This window comes from Gardnerella sp. DNF01159 (assembly GCF_049244215.1).
In the GTDB taxonomy this organism is placed as follows: domain Bacteria; phylum Actinomycetota; class Actinomycetes; order Actinomycetales; family Bifidobacteriaceae; genus Bifidobacterium; species Bifidobacterium swidsinskii.
This window is the reverse complement of sequence record NZ_CP058387.1, coordinates 968,586-986,728: the sequence shown is the minus strand read 5'-3', so window position 1 is coordinate 986,728 and position 18,143 is coordinate 968,586. Positions and strand designations below refer to the sequence as shown.

The following is an 18,143-nucleotide window of genomic DNA, read 5'->3' as shown; positions in this document are numbered from 1 at the left end:
TTATTTATTAGTAATTTACGGAACGTGGGTGAGTAGTCAACAGTGAATACCGACATCGTTGAAGAACATTCTTCGGAACTTAAGAATGAGAAAGGAACGTTGTTGGTTGTCGATGGCCATTCTCTTGCGTTCCGTGCTTTTTTTGCAATATCTGCGGATAATTTTTCTACTCGCTCTGGGCAAGCAACAAATTCCATTTGGGGATTTATTACTATGCTTTCACAGGTTGTAAAAAAAGAGAAGCCTGACCGCTTAGCTATTGCTTTTGACGTTAAAGGTGGAACTTTTAGAAATACTATGCTGCCTCAATATAAAGGTACTCGTGATGCTGCTCCACAGGAGCTTCTTTCGCAGCTTCCTATCATTCAACAGATGCTTAAAGCTCTTGGTGTCACTTATATTGAGAAACCCGGTTATGAAGGTGATGATGTTATTGGCACTCTTGCAGTAATGGGTTCGAATGCCGGTTATAGAACTTTAGTACTTTCTGGCGATCGTGATGCATTCCAACTGATAGATGACAATATTACTGTTTTATATCCAGGACAGCATTTTAAAGACTTAAAAGAAATGGATAAGAATGCTGTTTATGAAAAATATCATGTTACGCCTAAGCAATATCCTGATTTAGCAGCGTTAAGAGGAGAAACTGCAGATAATATTCCAGGAGTTCCAGGTGTTGGAGATGGGTACGCTGCTAAATGGATTAATCAATTCGGCAGCCTAGAAAATATTATTGAACATTCGAATGAGATTAGCGGTAAAAAGGGAGAAGCTTTAAGAGAAAATATTGATCAAGTTCGTTTAAACCGTAAAGTTAATGCTTTAGTTTGCGATTTGGATTTAGGCGTAACTGTAGATGATTTGTGCTTTGGTGATGTTGATGCTGCAAAATTAGGAATCTTGCTGTCTCAACTTGAATTTGGCGAATTAAAAAAGAGAAAGATTCTCAAAACTTTTAGCAACGGTATGCAACAATCTATCGAAAATAATATGCGTATAATGTTTTCGTCTACGTATGAAGGTGACGTTAATGACGATAAGCTAGCTCAAAGTGCTCAATCAAATATTGACGCAGAAAATTTTCAAGAAATGCTAGCAGGCATTGACTTACATCATGTTAAAACTGTAGAGGACTTTATTGATTGGGAGAATTCAGTTTCTTCTTTGCTTTATACAAAAATAAAGAAAGATTCAAAAAATACTGAAGATACTTTCGATCAAGTAAGTTCTGAGGAAGAGAATTTTGAAGAATTAAATTCCGAAAAAATTATAAATAATTCTCGTAAATGTGCTGAACCTATACTGAAAAATCAAGAAGTAGTGATATACGCTCATGAGTGCAATAAGAATTCAAAACATCATTTTGAGTTGATTGCAGATTGTTTAATAATTCTTATTGCTAATAAAGCTGCAATATTATATACGACTGATTTGCAATCGTCAGATCAAGCTTTGCTTGAGATGTTGCGAAAGTTCTTGCAAAAAAATTCCTCAATAACAGTATTGCATGACTATAAAAAGCATTTGGGATTGCTAAAATCGCTAAAATTATTCGATTCGAATAATTCATTTGGCACTCCACTTCTTGATACTCGATTGGCATCATATTTATTGGAGCCAGATTTTCGAGCTGAGACTTTAGAAAATATGGCTGAGCATTATTTAGATATTCAGTCAGTTGAAGATAATTTGGGTGAAAATGAAGCTAAGCAAGGTGAGCTTGATCTTCTTATTGACAATGAAGTGTCATCTAGTGAAGAAGAAACTAATGAAAAGCAAACTCAAGCACGTGAAGCAAAATTCTTGAAAACTGCGCTTCTTATTCGTCTTTTGGCTCTTCATTTTGCTTCAACACTTGACGATAGGAAACAAACTGGTTTGATGACTGATTTGGAAATGCCTATTTCGCGAGTTTTGCGTGGCATGGAAGACGTCGGTGCTGCAGTCGATATGCAACGTTTAAGTGGTATGCTTAAGCAATTTTCTGCAGATGCTGAGTTTGCGCAAAATATGGCTTGGAAAGTTGCAGGTAGTTCTGTTAATTTACAAAGCCCTAAGCAGTTGCAACAAATACTTTTTGAGCATTTTGGTCTTAAACCTACTCGTCGCACAAAGAATGGCTCGTACACGACTAATGCCGAAGCTTTGCAAGCTATGTACGTTAAACTCGATCCCGAAGAACCTGCAAGTCAATTCTTGGGTGCTTTACTTAAACATCGCGAAACTAATAAATTGAAACAGATTGTGCAAAGTTTAATTGATGCAGCTCATTATGACGATAGGCGCATCCATACAACTTTTGAGCAGACTATTGCAGCAACTGGTCGTTTAAGTTCTGCTGATCCTAATCTTCAAAATATTCCTAATAGGAATGCTGCTGGTCGTGAAATTCGTGCTGCTTTTATTCCAGGAGAAGAATTTGAATATTTAATGAGTTGTGATTATTCACAAGTTGAGCTTCGTATTATGGCCCATGCATCTCATGATAAAACTCTTATCGAAGCATTCCGTTCCGGCGTAGATTTTCATAAATATGTTGCTAGCTTAGTTTATAAGATTCCTGTTGAACAAGTAAGTCCGGATCAACGTTCTCACGTAAAAGCTATGAGCTATGGATTGGCATATGGATTGAGTACTTATGGGCTGGCAAAACAGCTTTCTATTAGTCCGGCTGAAGCTGAAATGTTAAAAAATAAGTATTTTGATACTTTTGGCAATGTTCATGACTATTTGGAATCTCTTGTGTCGAAGGCAAAAGAACTTGGGTACACAGAAACTATGTTTGGTCGACGTAGGTATTTCCCGCAACTTTCTTCCAATAATCGTGCATCTCGTGAAGCTGCTGAGCGCGGAGCTCTTAATGCTCCAATACAAGGTACTGCCGCAGATATTATGAAACTTGCTATGCTTCGTGTTGATTTGGGATTGCGTGAAGCAAAAGTGCGCAGCCGCGTAATATTGCAAATACATGATGAATTGATTCTGGAAATTTCACATGGTGAGCAAGCGCAGGTAGAAAATATTGTGCGTAAAGCTATGGAAAATGCTGTGCATTTAGACGTTCCTCTTAATGTTTCTACTGGAGTTGGTGTAGATTGGCAACTAGCAGCGCATTAGCACTGCTTAAAGGTAGAAGAAATGATTAGATTAAGCAAAGTAATTGAAGCTATAGAAACATTGTACCCATTAAGCTTTGCTGAAGAGTGGGATGAGCCTGGTCTTATTGTTGGAGACTTGAATTCCCAAATTCAGCGAATCGTATGTGTTAGTGATCCTACGATTAGCGCAGTTGATCGAGCGTTATCAATGGGTGCAAACCTATTAGTGACTCATCATCCGCTATTTTTCAAAGCTGTGCATGGAGTTTCAAACGAAACTGTTCGTGGCGAAATTGTGCAACGCTTAATTAGTAATAATTGTGCGCTATGGGTTGGTCACACTAATGCGGATGTCGCGTGGCGCGGAGTTGCTCATGCTGCGGCAGAGTATTTTGGTCTTCATAATTTGCGTCCAATTGTTGTTTCTAAACAGATTGATTCTGCTGGACGTAACATTGGCTTAGGCAGAATTGGTGTTTTGGATGTGCCAATATCATTGCGTGATTTTGCGCAAAATGTTTTTAACGTTCTTCCTCATACAAAAGTTGGTGTTCAAGTTGCTGGAAATCTTGATGCGAAAGTTAGTACAGTAGCTGTTTTGCCTGGTTCTGGGGAAAGCTTGTTAGATGAAGTTCGCAGGGAAAAAGTTGACGTATATGTTACAAGCGATTTGCGTCATCATCCTGCACTTGATGCAATTGAGCGAGCTAAATATGAATCGAAACTGCGTCTTTCTTCTGGTGAAGATTACATTCAACACACATATCCTATGATTATTAACACTTCTCATAGTGCTATTGAATCATTGTGGTTTACTTATGCGATTAATGATATTGCTGATTGCATAGAAGAAATGTATGGAGAGCGTCCAGAAGTTGCTTGGTTAGGTGAAGCTTGCGATCCATGGAATTACGTTATTAATTGAGGCTTTCATTTAAATTCAATCTTTTTTTAAATAACGTCAACATGACGTGAAAACTACTCGAATATATGAGATACTTATATTATGCATATACGACCAGGTTCCATGTATCCGCTTGGCGCAAACTATGATGGCGCTGGCGTGAATTTTGCGCTGTTTTCCGAAGTTGCAAAGCGCGTTGAATTATGTTTATTTGATGAGCATGATAACGAAACACGTATTGATATGACTGAGCAGAACTCATACGTGTGGCATAACTATGTTTCAGGCATACAGCCTGGTCAGCGTTATGGTTATCGTGTTCACGGACCTTATGATCCTTCTCATGGTTTATGGTGTAATCCTCATAAGTTGTTGCTTGACCCATATGCCAAGGCGATTGAAGGAAATATAGACGGTGATGAGAGTCTTTTCTCGTATTGGTTTGATAATCCAGATGATATTTCAGCAATGAATACTTTGGATTCTGCAGACCATACGATGAAGGCTGCAGTTATTAACCCGTATTTTGATTGGGGTAATGATCAGCATCCTATGATTCCGTATCATGATTCTGTTATTTACGAAGCTCATGTTCGTGGAATGACTAATCTTGATAAACGTGTTCCTCCAGATATTAGAGGCACTTATGCTGGACTTGCACATCCAAGCGTTATTTCTTATTTAAGGAAGCTTGGTGTTACTGCAATAGAATTGATGCCTATTCATCAGTTTGTAAATGATTCTTTCTTGCAAAATAAAGGATTAAGTAACTACTGGGGATACAATACTATTGGTTTCTTCGCTCCTCAAAATTCTTACTCCAGTTCTGGTCAGCGCGGAGAGCAGGTTAACGAATTTAAATCAATGGTTAAGGCATATCATGCTGCAGGTATGGAAGTTATTCTAGACGTGGTTTACAATCACACTGCTGAAGGCAATGACCGTGGTCCTACTTTGAGTTTCCGTGGTATTGATAATCGCGCATATTATCGCCTTGTAGATAATGACCAGCGTCATTATTTTGATACTACCGGTACTGGTAATTCCTTACTTATGCGTTCTCCAAAAGCATTGCGGTTAATCACAGATAGTTTGCGTTATTGGGTAACTGAAATGCATGTTGATGGCTTCCGTTTCGATTTAGCAGCAACTCTTGCGCGTCAGTTCCAAGAAGTAGATAAACTTTCTGCATTCTTTGACATTATTGAGCAGGATCCTATTATTTCAAGTGTAAAACTTATCGCTGAGCCTTGGGATATTGGTGTTGGTGGATATCAAGTTGGTGGATTCCCTCCAAGTTGGTCCGAATGGAATGGAAGATATCGCGATTGTGTCCGCGACTTTTGGCGTTCACAACCATCTACATTACCTGAATTTGCCAGTAGACTTATGGGTAGCTCAGATTTATATGAGCAAAATGGACGAAAGCCTGTAGCTTCCGTGAACTTTATTACAGCTCACGATGGCTTCACTATGAACGATTTAGTTAGCTATAACGAAAAGCATAATGAAGCTAATAAGGAAGGCAATTGCGATGGTGCGAACGACAATCGTTCGTGGAATTGCGGTGTTGAAGGACCTACTAATATTCACGATGTTAATGAATTGCGTGAACGTCAAATACGTAATTTGTTCTCAACTCTTTTGGTGAGCCAGGGTATTCCTATGATATGCGCTGGTGATGAAGTCATGCGTACGCAGAAGGGCAATAACAATGCTTATTGTCAAGATAACGCTATTTCGTGGATAAGCTGGGATTATAACGAAACTCAACGAGATATGTTCGATTTCGTTTCCAAGCTTATTCACTTGCGATTAAAGCACCCTGTGTTGCATCGTCGTCGTTTCTTTACGGGTCGTTCTGCTGGAGATGATGTAAGCGATATTCCACAAGTTGAATGGCTTGATCATAACGGTACTGTTATGGATATGGAGGACTGGTCAAATACTCATGCTTTATCTGTGATGATTTATTTGAATGGTTCGGATATTCCAGAAACTGACTGGTATGGAACGAGAATGGTTGATAATGACTTTATTCTTATTTTTAATGCGCATTATGAACCTATTACTTTTACTTTGCCAGATAAACGTTATGGTGAGAAGTGGAAGTTGATTGTGGACACATATAATCCAAAGGGTCCAGAATTGTTATATGAGGCAGGATTTAATATTGTTGCACAATCTCGTAGTTTCTTGCTTCTTATGAGTGAGCATAAACCAGAACATTAAATATTATGCTTTATTTGTAAAGAATTTCGTGACTTGTAAAAACTAAAAGCAGCGCAGAAATTTAAGTTTCTACGCTGCTTTTGTTAGTTTAATTTATCTTTTGTTCTTATTCTATTTGTGCTTTTGAGCTTCTATTTAATACTAAAGCTTGATTTATTTTTGATTGAAGACGATCGCTTTGCATAGCCGCAACTTGTCGTGAAAATACAATAATCCATCCAAGAAATAGCAGACACGATAATGCTTCAACATTTGTAAGAGTATTATTTCCATGTATCCACTGATTTCCTGCCCACGCAGTAAGAATAACCGCTAAATCGGAAGCAATATAGAATGTGCGAGAAAGCTTAGGCGCAAGCCATGGAAGACATACAAGCATTGTGCAAATTAATCCTGTTACTCCTCGAGCACACAAATCATGTAAGAAAGGATGTGGTGTGTATCTAAAAGTTCCTATTCCAATAAACGATATTCCTCCAAGAATCAGCAAAGCTGCCATAACAGTTGTGCGCATCTTGAAGTGTTTAATTAGTTTTTGGCTATTGTGTTGCAGCATTTCATGCTGCGTTGCAACGAATTCAGTAATAGCAAAGTAGCTCGTTATGATAATGCAAATTCCTGACAAAACAAGTGTTGCATTAAACATACTAGCTGCAAATGTTGTGCGGTCTCCAAGTTGAGAGAAATTATTGTTATACCAGTACGGATCATCTGTCGTAAGACCTGCAGTTGCAGCTCCAGAAATAACGAATAATGGCAGGAGAGAAGCCACTGTTTTAGCTTCGAGAAGTTCAGCTTGAATAAGAGTTGCGTATCCAACAATTCCAGATAATGCTGAGCATAATACTGGTAAATAACTGTTCATTGCTGCTCTGCCAATAATACTATTAATAATAGATAGCAAAGCAAAAGACATAAGAAACATTGTCGCGCCGTAAATCGTAGAAAGTGCTGTTATTTCAAACGCATGCTTAGCTACTCGAATTAAGTGATGGCTGATAACTTTTTTATTTGTACGCAAGTATCCAACAATAAAAGCGCCTACGCTGCACAAAGACACAATAGTTGAAGCTGTAAGGAATAGTCGCTGACTAATTTGCCAAAACGCTGGCATTGTTACCATATACATTCTCATAATAATCATTCCACAAGCTGCGCAAACTATGAATGATATTAAGCCCATTGCCTCTGTTCGCTGGAAGCGTCCCATACTTAGCCCCTTTTTCTTCAAACTAATTCTATTGTATCGTTTGGTAGCTAGTAATGAGTTTTGCTAGTTGAATTTTGTAATGAAGAAAAAATTTTCATAATACGTGTGTCGTAATTTGCATTTGTCTGCAAAGTGCGCTATTGTAATTGATTGTGCTTGGAACTGGTAATCAGTTCAAAAGTCTCGGGGTGTAGCGCAGTTTGGTAGCGCGCCTGCTTTGGGAGCAGGATGTCGCAGGTTCGAATCCTGTCACCCCGACTTTTTATATCTAATGAAATATGCGTATTTTTGCTTTTTTATTCTTATTTAGCAGTACATGTTAATCGATAGTATTCATAGTATGAGTGATATTAACGATATTGCAGATTGCACTACTCCTTGGAAAGCACCGTATGCTAATCATCAATTAAAAGCTTATATTGAGGTTCCTGGCAGTAAATCTTTGTCGAATCGTTATTTAATTTTGGCAGCTTTGGGCACAAAATCAGTAGTTTTACAAGGATTATTGCGCTCGCGCGACACGGATCTTATGATTAACGCTTTATCTACATTTGGCGTTAGATGTGAGTCATTAAATGAAGATGGAACTAAGCTTCGTGTAATTCCTCCAGAAGACGGAGTTTTTAGGGTTCCAGATAATGCTGAAGTGTATTGCGGTTTAGCTGGAACTGTAATGCGTTTCGTTGCAGCTTTAGCTTTATTTGCAAATAAAGCTGTGCGATTTGATGGCGATAAGCAAGCTTATGCTCGTCCTATGAAGCCAGTTCTTGACGGTTTAGAGCAGCTTGGTGCTCGCGTAAAATATCACGAAGAAGAGGGTTTTTTACCTTTTACTATTACGCCACCTTCAGTCGAATTTAAAATAAATAATTTTTCTGAAAAAATCGTGCAAATTGATTCTTCTTCATCATCACAATTTATTTCTGCGCTGCTTCTGATTGGTTCACGTATTCCTGGTGGATTAGAGCTTAAACATATTGGTGACACATTGCCAAGTATGCCACATATTCGCATGACTATGGACGATATTTGCAAAGCGGGTGGGTCTGTAAATATGACTAGCAACGCAATGTGGCATGTTAAAGAGAGTAAAATAAATCTAGCTAACGTTGTTACTATAGAGCCTGATCTTTCTAATGCTGCGCCATTTTTAGGAGCATCATTGATTGCTGGAGGAAGTGTCAGTATACCTAATTGGCCGTTTTCTTCAACTCAACCTGGAGGATTGCTTCCTGGAATATTAGAAAAAATGTGTGCAAAAGTTAATTTTGAAAAAACAGGTGATGATGCTGGAATAATGCATGTGGAAAGCGATAGTGCGATTAAAGCAATTCCATATCTTGATTTGAGTGCAGCAGGGGAGATTGCTCCTAGTATTGCAGCTATTCTTGCTTTTGCGGACGGTCCAAGTGAACTTCATGGTATCGCGCATTTGAGAGGGCATGAAACGAATCGTTTGCAAGCGTTAGTTAATGAATTGAATCGAGTTGGGATTGGCGCTAAAGAGCTCGAAGATGGAATTCGTATTGAGCCAAGTAATCATATGCATGGGGAAGTAATGGAAACTTATGCGGATCACAGAATGGCAACTTTTGCTGCAATGCTTGGATTGCGCATAGAAAATATGAGAATCAAAAATATTTCTACTACTCGCAAAACGATTCCTGATTTTCCAGGCATGTGGCATAAAATGCTTGAATAACAAATAATCCCGAGCCTTTTTGACCCGGGATTATTTATATCTATTTATTTGTTTGTTCTACGCAGTTAAGCGCAAACAATTTAGTGCTTGAACTTGTTGCCGTAGCTATCTTCGCCAGCTTCAGCAATAGCTGCAGCCTTGCGTGCGATAGCCAACTCTTCGTTCGTTGGAATTACAGCAATAATCACAGAGCTGTCTGGAGTGGAAATAACGCGTGGCTCCTTAGAACGAACCAAATTCTTTTCCTTATCGAGCTTAACGCCGAATGGCTCAAGCTTTTCGCATACGCGAGCGCGCACGATTTCGTCGTTTTCGCCGACACCAGCTGTGAAGGTAATGACGTCAACGCCGCCCATTTGAGCAGTGTAGTTGCCAATGTATCCAACAATGCGGTGCACGTATACGCCGAGAGCGAGCTTAGCGTTTTCATCGCCTTCTGCGATGAGCTTGTGAATATCACGCAAATCGCCGTGACCAGTCATGCCCATCATGCCGGAACGCTTGTTGAAGAGAGTGTCAAGTTCGTCCACGTTCATGTGAGCGTTGCGAATAAGGTGGAACACTACAGCTGGGTCAATATCGCCAGTGCGACCGCCCATCATTAAGCCTTCGAGTGGAGTTAAGCCCATAGAAGTTTCAACTGGCTTACCAGAAATCTGAGCAGAAGCAGAAGCACCGTTACCAATGTGCAAAACAATCTGCTTCAAACCTTCTGCAGGCTTACCTACAACGCTTGGAACAACAGAGCCAATGTATTCGTGAGAAGTGCCGTGAGCACCATAACGACGAATATGATAGCGGTCTGCAATTTCCTTATTCAAAGCATAAGTTGCTGCAACCTGTGGCAAAGCATGGAAGAAGGAAGAATCGAATACCATAATCTGCGGAACATCTGGCAAAAGTTCAGTCATGACTTCAGCGCCAACAGCTTCTGGGCCGTTGTGAAGTGGAGCCAAAACTGCCAAATCCTTAACCTTATTGATTGTCTTTTCATTGACTAATGCAGGCTTAGGGAATGTTAAGCCACCCTGAACAACGCGGTGACCGACAGCAACAATGCCAGACTCTGAAAGCTTTGGACCATATTCTTCGAAGAATCCAAGTACGCGCTTCAAGCCCTGCTCGTGGTCGTGAACTGGCTCATCGAACTCATGCTTTTCGCTATTGAATACGTGCTTGTAGTGTCCGTCAACTGGCTCGCCAATCTTCTCAACGATGCCGGAAGCGATACCTTCACCGCTTTCCAAGTCAACGAGTTGATACTTAATCGAACTGGAACCAGAGTTGATAACAAGAACGGTTTTTGCCATGTGGGCATCCTCCATAAGTATTGATAAGGCTTATAAATTGCCACGCTCTAGTTTAGCGTTAAGTTCCTACAAACTTAAAGATATTGAGTGCAATGCAATACCTAAAAATCGTGTATGCACTGTGGTGCTGTTTTAGGAGCTTTATTATGTTTATTCTGATTGTGCTTCTAACGCGGTTAAAGCAACGGTATTAATAATATCTTGTACTAAAGCTCCTCTAGACAAATCATTTACAGGCTTATTTAATCCTTGCAAAATTGGACCAACAGCCAGTGCTCCGCTAGAGCGTTGCACGGCTTTATAAGCGATATTTCCTGCGCATAAATCAGGGAATACAAATACATTCACATGACCAGCAATACTATTATTTTTTGCTTTTGCTGCAGCAACTGTAGGAGACCATGCTGCATCAAACTGTATAGATCCAACAATTGCTAAATCAGGTGCTTTTTCTTTCGCAATGCGTGTTGCTTCCTCTACAGTATCAACATCTGGCCCTTTTCCTGAACCAAGCGTTGAATAGGATAGCATTCCAACTTTAGGGTTGAGTCCGAAAGTCTCAGCAGTGTGTGCAGACTGAATAGCAATATCAGCAAGCTGTTCTGCACTAGGATTTGGGTTGATTGCACAATCTGCAAATACAGATACGTGATCTTTGAAGCACATAAGAAATGCTCCAGAAACCAGCTTAGAACCAGGCTTAGTTTTGATAACTTGAAGAGCAGGACGTACAGTGTTAGCGGTTGAATTAACTGAACCAGAAACAAGACCGTCTGCTTGACCTAGTACTACTAGCATGGTGCCGAAGTAGCTTGCATCTGTTAATTGTTCACGCGCTTGCTTTTCTGTCATTCCTTTCTTTGCTCTTAATTCGCAAAGTTTTGTAATCATATGGCTTAGCATTGCCTCATCGTGCATAGATTGGAAACTAGCCTTGCAAAGAGAATTGAGATTTAGTTCTTCTGCTCGAGCAAGAATAGATTCGCGTTCTCCAATGATAATTAGATTTACAATATCACGTTCTAGCAAGTAGTTTGCTGCTTTAAGAATACGATCTTCTTCTCCTTCTGGAAGAACTATAGTTTTCTTATTTTCTTTTGCTTTTCCTAATAAACTGTATTGGAAAGCATAAGGTGTAGTTGGAACTTTAAATGGTTGGTGAAGAGCATTAAGAACATCATTTTCTCGAACGCAATTTACGAATGTTTCTAATGAAGAATTCTTAGTTTCTTCATCTATTGGTGGCAAAACCCATAATGGAGTTTGGCTTACTCGAGATGCTTCGTCGTTTGAGTTTGCATAATTCCTAGAGCTATAGTCACGCATTAACTCAGCTCCAAGTTCTGGATCGCAGTTTGTAACAAATACTCCTAAAACTTGTGTGCATGATTTAAGAACGCAAGCATTTGCAGAATCTATAGTTTGTAAAATTTGTTGTGAGTTTCTGCCTTGAGCTGAAACTGTGAGAAAAACAGGTGATGCCAAGTCAGCTGCAACAGTTGCGTCGAAAGAAAACAGTTCTGGATCATATGCTGGGTTTGCGTCACTAGAAACAATAATAGAAGCTTGAGCAGAGGTGGATTGCAACAATTCGTTATAGCGCGCAACGATATCTCCTCGCACTGTGTCTTTATTTGTTCTAACTATTTCTGGAGTTGTTGCAATAACTTGCTCTAATTTCGTTGAAGTATTTGTGATACCCAAAAGTTGTTTAGTAAAAGTGTCATTTGGTTGAGCGCATGGACGAAAAACAGTAGTGCTGTAGTTATTAGACAGAATATGTGTTATTCCGAATGCAACAGCATTTCTGCCGTACATATCTTCGTTGCCGATAATTGTTACATTAATATGCGACACGATGCGTTCTCCTTTGATACTTCGTGTTACTGCTAGGTTTATATTGTTAATGTAAGTTTTGCATTTTGCAATATAAACAAACTTTTTCTATTGTACGGCTTATCTATGTTGTACACGCACAAAATAGTAATTATAAATGTAATTTATTTTGCATATAACTAGTTTTATTGCATTGTTTGTTTTAATACACAAAACGGGAGCCAATCTTTCGATTGACTCCCGAAATGTTTTAGCTAACCAATTTTAGCTTTATCAGCTTAAAACTACTCGTTATCGCCTGCGGTTGCAGCGGTAGCGGTGACAGCGCCTGGCTTATCGGTCTTAACGCCTGGCCATACCCAATCGGTGTAGTCTGGGTGATCAAGACCCTTGTCGACTGCATACTGGAAGGCTTCGAGGCGGAAGTCCTCGAGCTTCTTGATTTCGTCGGCATACTTAGCGGCGTCAACCATGCGCAATGCTTCAGCGGTAAGCTCGTAACGATCCATGTCGTTCACACGAACCATATCGTATGGCGTTGTGGTGGAGCCCTGCTCCTTGTAGCCATGAACGTTGAAGTTATCGTGGTTTGGACGATCATAAATCAAGCCGCGAACGTCATGTGCATAGGAGTGATAAGCGAAGAGGACTGGCTTGTCAGCAGTGAAGAGCTCAGTGAACTCTTCGTCAGTCAAAGCTTCGTTGTTTTCCTTAGCGGACTGCAACTTGAGCAAGTCAACAACGTTAACAACCTTGAACTTAACGCCAAGCTTGTTCAACTTGTCGGCAGCTGCCATCAATTCCTGCTGTGGAACATCGCCAACACCAGCGAGAACAACCTGAACTTCGTCATTGTTCTTAGCGTTGGAAGCCCACTTCCACTCAGCAGCACCCTTCTCGAGCTCTTCGCGAGCTTCGTCGAGAGTCAACCAAGTAGCAGCTGGCTGCTTACCAGCGAAGATAGCATTAATCATGTTGGTGGACTTGTAAGCCTTTTCAGCAACAGCAAGCAACATGTTGGAATCTACTGGGAAGTAAATGCCGATTACGTGATCGTTGTTGAAGGTCTTGTTCAAGAGCACGGAGGTTACGCCTGGATCCTGGTGCGAGAAGCCGTTGTGATCCTGACGCCATACGTGAGAGGACACCAACAAGTTCACAGAGGAGATTGGCTTACGCCATGGGATCTCACGAACGGTAGCCTCAAGCCACTTTGCGTGCTGGTTCAACATGGAGTCGATAACGTGTACGAAGGACTCGTAGGAGCTCCAGATGCCGTGACGACCGGTGAGCAAGTAACCTTCGAGGAAGCCTTCCATCTGATGCTCGGAAAGCTGCTCGGTGACCTGACCGGTAACAGCCATGTGCTCATCGACTAAGCCGGAGAGATAGCCAGCATCCCACTGCTTGTTGGTTACTTCGTAAGCAGCCTGCAAACGGTTGGAAGCAGTCTCATCTGGTCCGAAGATACGGAAGGAATCTGGGTTGTTCTTGATGATGTCACGAGTGTAAACGCCAAGACGACGGGTAGCTTCGAGCTGACCCCAGCCGTGACCGAATTCCTTAACTTCCTTGACTTCGTAATCCTCAAGCTTTGGAAGCTTCAAATCTTCACGAATACGACCACCGTTGGCGTTTGGATTTTCACCAATGCGGAGTTCGCCCTTTGGCATGAAGGAAAGAACGTCTTCCTTCACAGCGCCCTTTTCATCGAAGAGCTCTTCAGGCTTGTAGGACTTCATCCAGTTCTTCAAAACCTCGAAGTGAGCTTCGGTATCGCGAGCAGATGCCAGTGGCACCTGGTGTGCACGCCAAGAACCTTCGGTCTTCTTGCCATCGATGAACTTCGGGCAGGTCCAACCCTTTGGAGTGCGGAAGATAATCATCGGGTAGTAAGGACGAGTTACATCGTTAGTCTGAGCCTCAGCCTTAATATCGCAAATTTCATCGAAGATAGTTTCGAACATGTCAGCAAAGCGACGGTGGATGGACATATGATCCTCATCGTCGAAGCCAGCAACGAACTCGTATGGTTCATAACCCATGCCGTGGAAGAACTCATGAAGCTCCTCATCGGAAATACGGGAAAGAATTGTTGGGTTAGCGATCTTATAGCCATTCAAGTGCAAGATTGGAAGCACGATACCATCGGTACGTGGGTTCACAAGCTTGTTGGACTGCCAACCGGTAGCCAAAGGACCGGTCTCAGCTTCACCATCGCCAACGATTGCTGGAACGAACAAGCTTGGGTTGTTCATAACAGCGCCGTAAGCGTGGGAGAGTGCATAACCAAGCTCGCCACCTTCGTGGATGGAGCCTGGGGTTTCAGGAGCGAAGTGAGAAGGAATACCGCCTGGGTAAGAGAACTGGCGGAAGAACTTCTGCAAACCAGCTTCGTCCTTTGTAATCTTTGGATAGTACTCAGTGTAAGTACCGTCGAGGTAGGACTGAGCAGTACCAGCTGGGCCGCCGTGGCCTGGACCCATGATAATCACGGTATTCTGCTGGTGGTCAGCAATGAAACGGTTGATGTGGCCAATAAGGAAGTTAAGACCTGGAGTGGTGCCCCAGTGGCCCACCAGACGATGCTTAACGTCTTCGCGAGTGAACGGCTCCTTCATTAGAGGGTTGCTGCGAAGATAAATTTGGCCAATTGCAAGATAGTTGGCAACGCGCCAGTACTTGTCTACGCCTTCGATAGCTGCCTCGGAAACTGGAGCGTTGAGCTTCTTCCAAGGTGTGCCAATAACAGGACTCGTCATGTGTACTCCTGTACTCAAGCACTTTTCAGTGCAATTTGATCATTACCATTTGGTTATAGAGACTGGAAAACAAATGTATTACAGCTCTTTTTCCATCCGTTTCAGTATAGTGCCAGCGTCTGACTTTTGTTCGTTTGGTTACTTCTTCGTGCATTTGTGTTGAAAAAATGTGTGATTATGTGCGTAAAAAATGAGCCATTTGTATAGATTATGTTATATTTAATGTTCATTTTATACTTTATAGTTAAGCGTTTCGCACAAAAATCTGTCAACGTTATTTTGCAGTGTTAGACTGTACGTGTAACTTTTGTGTTTAATTTTCGGCGTTTTGTAATTACGTAACGTCGCAAAGTTTCACTATTATAAGTTGAATCGTATTAGAACTTATATATAAGGAGAATCATGGCAAAAGGACCAGTGCTTGTCGTTGATTTTGGCGCTCAATACGCTCAGCTTATTGCTCGTCGAGTGCGCGAAGCAAATGTGTATTCAGAACTTGTTCCTCACTCTATGCCAGTTGACGAAATGCTTGCTAAGGATCCTCAAGCTATTATTCTTTCAGGTGGTCCTGCTTCTGTTTATGAACCAGGTGCTCCTGACATTGATCCAAAGATTTTTGAAGCAGGTGTACCGGTTCTTGGTATTTGCTATGGCTTCCAGGTAATGGCTCATGAGCTTGGTGGCGATGTCGATAAAGCTGCACTTGGTGAGTATGGCAAGACTGCTGCAACTATTGATGATTCTGAAGGTTTACTTTCCGGATCTCCATCTGCGCAGAATACTTGGATGAGTCACGGTGTTGCTGTTAAGCGTGCTCCAGAAGGTTTTACGGTCTTGGCTCACACAGAAGGTGCTCCAGTTGCAGCAATGCAAGACGAAAGTCGCAAACTTTACGGTGTGCAATGGCATCCAGAAGTTAAACACACTCCATTGGGTCAGGAACTTATATCTACATTCTTACATAAGTGTGCAGGATTAGATAATAATTGGAATCCTTCTAACATTATTGAAGATCAGGTTGCTAAGATTCGCGCAGAAGTTGGGAATGCACAAGTTATTTGTGGTCTTTCTGGTGGCGTAGATTCTGCTGTTGCTGCAGCATTGGTGCATAAAGCAATTGGCAATCAGCTTACTTGCGTTTTTGTTGACCACGGTTTGCTTCGTAAAGGCGAAGTTGAGCAGGTTAAGCATGATTTTGTTGAAGCAACAGGCATTAAACTTATTGCAGTTGATGCAGAAGATGACTTTTTGAACGCACTTAAAGGCGTGAGTGAGCCGGAGCGCAAGCGCAAGATTATTGGCGAAAAGTTTATACGCACTTTTGAAAAAGCTCAGCGTCAAGTTATTGAAGAAGCTGGTAAAACTGGAGCTGAAGTTAAGTTCCTTGTGCAAGGCACACTTTACCCGGATGTAGTTGAGTCCGGTGGTGGTGATGGTGCTGCAAATATCAAATCTCATCACAATGTTGGAGGTTTGCCAAAAGATTTGAAGTTTAAGCTTATTGAACCTTTGCGTACTTTGTTTAAGGATGAAGTTCGTGCTATTGGAACTGAGCTTGGACTTCCAGATGAAATTGTTTGGCGTCAGCCATTCCCGGGTCCTGGTTTAGGTATTCGTATTGTGGGTGAGATTACACGCGAACGCTTAGCTGTTCTTCGTGAAGCAGATGCTATTGCGCGCGAAGAGCTCTCTAAAGCTGGATTGGATCGCGATATTTGGCAATGCCCAGTTGTTTTGCTTGCTGATGTTCATTCTGTTGGTGTTCAGGGTGATGAGCGCACATATGGTTCTCCAATTGTTTTGCGTCCTGTGAGCTCTGAGGATGCCATGACAGCTGATTGGTCTCGTGTGCCTTACGATGTATTGGCAAATATTTCTACTCGAATCACGAATGAATGTCGTCAAATTAATCGTGTAGTGCTTGATGTAACTTCTAAGCCGCCTGCCACGATTGAGTGGGAGTGACCGTCAAAGTAAATATGTAATCTGTAACGATTATTTAAGTCTTCTTAAATTAAGATTATATAAATTAATTTGTTTATAACTGAAATAGATTGTCAATGACTTTCAAAAGTAGCATGCTTAATTTTAGAAGTTTTATTTTATGAGTCGCGTTTACTATTACCAGTGTGTTTTTAAAATGACGTGGATATGTGTGCCCCTTTCCTATAAATGTTTAGAAAAGGGGCACATGTAGTATCAGAGTGAGTTGCAGAAAGTATATCTGTTAATGATTTTGTATTGTAACTTTTTCATTTCTTATTTGATGTATCATGATTATAATTAGTTCTGTATTGGTAAAGATCTTGGATAATACGTATCAATTAATAGATATTTATCTATAATCTATAGATTGAATTATTGTTTATATTTGTTGTTTAAATATTATGATTCTTTGTTTGCTGTTTTGCAAAAGTAATATGAAAAGTTTTTTATACTCTTATAAATGGGAGTTTTCAATAAAAGTTGTCTTTTGTCTGGTCCTCATCGAATTTTTTTCGCCTATAATCCGAGTTGTGTGCACGGATCATTAATAGTTGGTGTTTTACTCTAGAGGTTTTTATTTTGCAAAGACATAGGCTATGACAAACTTAGCTATTCCTGTATTGTTTGAAGAGGATCCCTAACGTTGTTGAGTGGTGAAGTTATTTGTAGATATGTTTTAAAAGCTATCATTTTAGTATGAGGAATGTTTATGATGCTGTGTATTCAATAGCCTAGGTGAGTTGCATGTATCAAAAACTAACATGAAGATATATATCTTATGCATAGAACTACATGTACCCTATAGTGGACAAAATATGCATGTTGATGGATAGGCACTTTTATATTTGTGATTATTAAATTGTCCTAAGTAACTAGGAATAGGTGAAGTTCTTCCTAATCTCTATTGACTACATTATTTTATTTGGATACCTCAAAGGAGACGAACATGAAAGATGTACTTGTTGAGATTACAGATGCTGAATTAGATGAAATTCTCGGTGCTGGAGATGGAGTCATGCATACATTGACTCATGAATGCCATATGAACACTTGGCAATTCTTGTTAACCTGCTGTTAAGACCATAAAGAAGTTAGGAAGG

The 18,143-nt window shown here is 40.7% G+C and carries 10 protein-coding genes and 1 tRNA gene; 7 read left to right on the top strand and 4 right to left on the bottom strand.

The annotated features are described in order from the left end of the window. Positions 1-42: 42 nt before the first annotated feature. From polA to glgX, 3 genes are all read left to right on the top strand, one after another. On the top strand, positions 43-3,120 hold the full coding sequence (gene polA / locus HXT39_RS03860; protein WP_103013978.1) for a DNA polymerase I: 3,078 nt from the start codon (positions 43-45) through the stop codon (positions 3,118-3,120). A 21-nt stretch (positions 3,121-3,141) separates the two neighbouring features. Further along, positions 3,142-4,026: a Nif3-like dinuclear metal center hexameric protein gene (locus HXT39_RS03855; protein ID WP_103013979.1), complete on the top strand. Its 885-nt coding sequence runs from the start codon at positions 3,142-3,144 to the stop codon at positions 4,024-4,026. A gap of 81 nt (positions 4,027-4,107) precedes the next feature. Further along, complete coding sequence (gene glgX / locus HXT39_RS03850; protein ID WP_103013980.1) at positions 4,108-6,237, top strand: glycogen debranching protein GlgX; 2,130 nt, start codon at positions 4,108-4,110, stop codon at positions 6,235-6,237. A 106-nt stretch (positions 6,238-6,343) separates the two neighbouring features. Here the strand turns inward: glgX and HXT39_RS03845 are convergent, their stop codons facing one another. Further along, entirely contained in the window at positions 6,344-7,447 is a 1,104-nt protein-coding gene (locus tag HXT39_RS03845) for a hypothetical protein (RefSeq protein ID WP_004111335.1), read from the bottom strand. A 184-nt stretch (positions 7,448-7,631) separates the two neighbouring features. Here HXT39_RS03845 and HXT39_RS03840 point away from each other — a divergent pair. Together HXT39_RS03840 and aroA are read left to right on the top strand one after the other, a co-directional pair. Then, a tRNA-Pro gene (locus tag HXT39_RS03840) sits at positions 7,632-7,705 on the top strand. An 82-nt stretch (positions 7,706-7,787) separates the two neighbouring features. Beyond that, entirely contained in the window at positions 7,788-9,149 is a 1,362-nt protein-coding gene (gene aroA / locus HXT39_RS03835) for a 3-phosphoshikimate 1-carboxyvinyltransferase (RefSeq protein ID WP_103014043.1), read from the top strand. Between the two features lie 80 nt (positions 9,150-9,229). Here aroA and HXT39_RS03830 read toward each other — a convergent pair whose 3' ends face one another. From HXT39_RS03830 to HXT39_RS03820, 3 genes are all read right to left on the bottom strand, one after another. Then, positions 9,230-10,459, bottom strand: a complete 1,230-nt coding sequence (locus HXT39_RS03830) for an acetate/propionate family kinase (RefSeq protein WP_162863123.1) — start codon at positions 10,457-10,459, stop codon at positions 9,230-9,232. Positions 10,460-10,609: 150 nt separating this feature from the next. Further along, the gene (gene pta / locus HXT39_RS03825) at positions 10,610-12,316 is read right to left on the bottom strand and encodes a phosphate acetyltransferase (protein WP_004111340.1); all 1,707 of its coding nucleotides are present in this window, start codon (positions 12,314-12,316) and stop codon (positions 10,610-10,612) included. A 263-nt stretch (positions 12,317-12,579) separates the two neighbouring features. Beyond that, entirely contained in the window at positions 12,580-15,057 is a 2,478-nt protein-coding gene (locus HXT39_RS03820) for a phosphoketolase (protein ID WP_004111342.1), read from the bottom strand. Between the two features lie 402 nt (positions 15,058-15,459). On the opposite strand from HXT39_RS03820, the gene guaA reads away from it, so the two are divergent. Both guaA and HXT39_RS03810 read left to right on the top strand, forming a co-directional pair. After that, complete coding sequence (gene guaA, locus HXT39_RS03815) at positions 15,460-17,022, top strand: glutamine-hydrolyzing GMP synthase (protein ID WP_064621521.1); 1,563 nt, start codon at positions 15,460-15,462, stop codon at positions 17,020-17,022. 967 nt (positions 17,023-17,989) lie between these two features. Next, positions 17,990-18,121 carry a lacticin 481 family lantibiotic gene (locus HXT39_RS03810; protein WP_004111352.1) on the top strand — a complete coding sequence of 44 codons (132 nt, stop codon included), beginning with the start codon at positions 17,990-17,992 and terminating at the stop codon, positions 18,119-18,121. The last annotated feature ends 22 nt before the right edge of the window (positions 18,122-18,143 follow it).

What these genes read in the sequence shown, in the direction of transcription:
- HXT39_RS03855 (WP_103013979.1), top strand. Translation starts at nt 3,142, where the DNA reads ATGATTAGATTAAGCAAAGTAATTGAAGCTATAGAAACATTGTACCCA.
- glgX (WP_103013980.1), top strand. Translation starts at nt 4,108, where the DNA reads ATGCATATACGACCAGGTTCCATGTATCCGCTTGGCGCAAACTATGAT.
- HXT39_RS03845 (WP_004111335.1), bottom strand. Translation starts at nt 7,447, where the DNA reads ATGGGACGCTTCCAGCGAACAGAGGCAATGGGCTTAATATCATTCATA.
- aroA (WP_103014043.1), top strand. Translation starts at nt 7,788, where the DNA reads ATGAGTGATATTAACGATATTGCAGATTGCACTACTCCTTGGAAAGCA.
- HXT39_RS03830 (WP_162863123.1), bottom strand. Translation starts at nt 10,459, where the DNA reads ATGGCAAAAACCGTTCTTGTTATCAACTCTGGTTCCAGTTCGATTAAG.
- HXT39_RS03820 (WP_004111342.1), bottom strand. Translation starts at nt 15,057, where the DNA reads ATGACGAGTCCTGTTATTGGCACACCTTGGAAGAAGCTCAACGCTCCA.
- guaA (WP_064621521.1), top strand. Translation starts at nt 15,460, where the DNA reads ATGGCAAAAGGACCAGTGCTTGTCGTTGATTTTGGCGCTCAATACGCT.
- HXT39_RS03810 (WP_004111352.1), top strand. Translation starts at nt 17,990, where the DNA reads ATGAAAGATGTACTTGTTGAGATTACAGATGCTGAATTAGATGAAATT.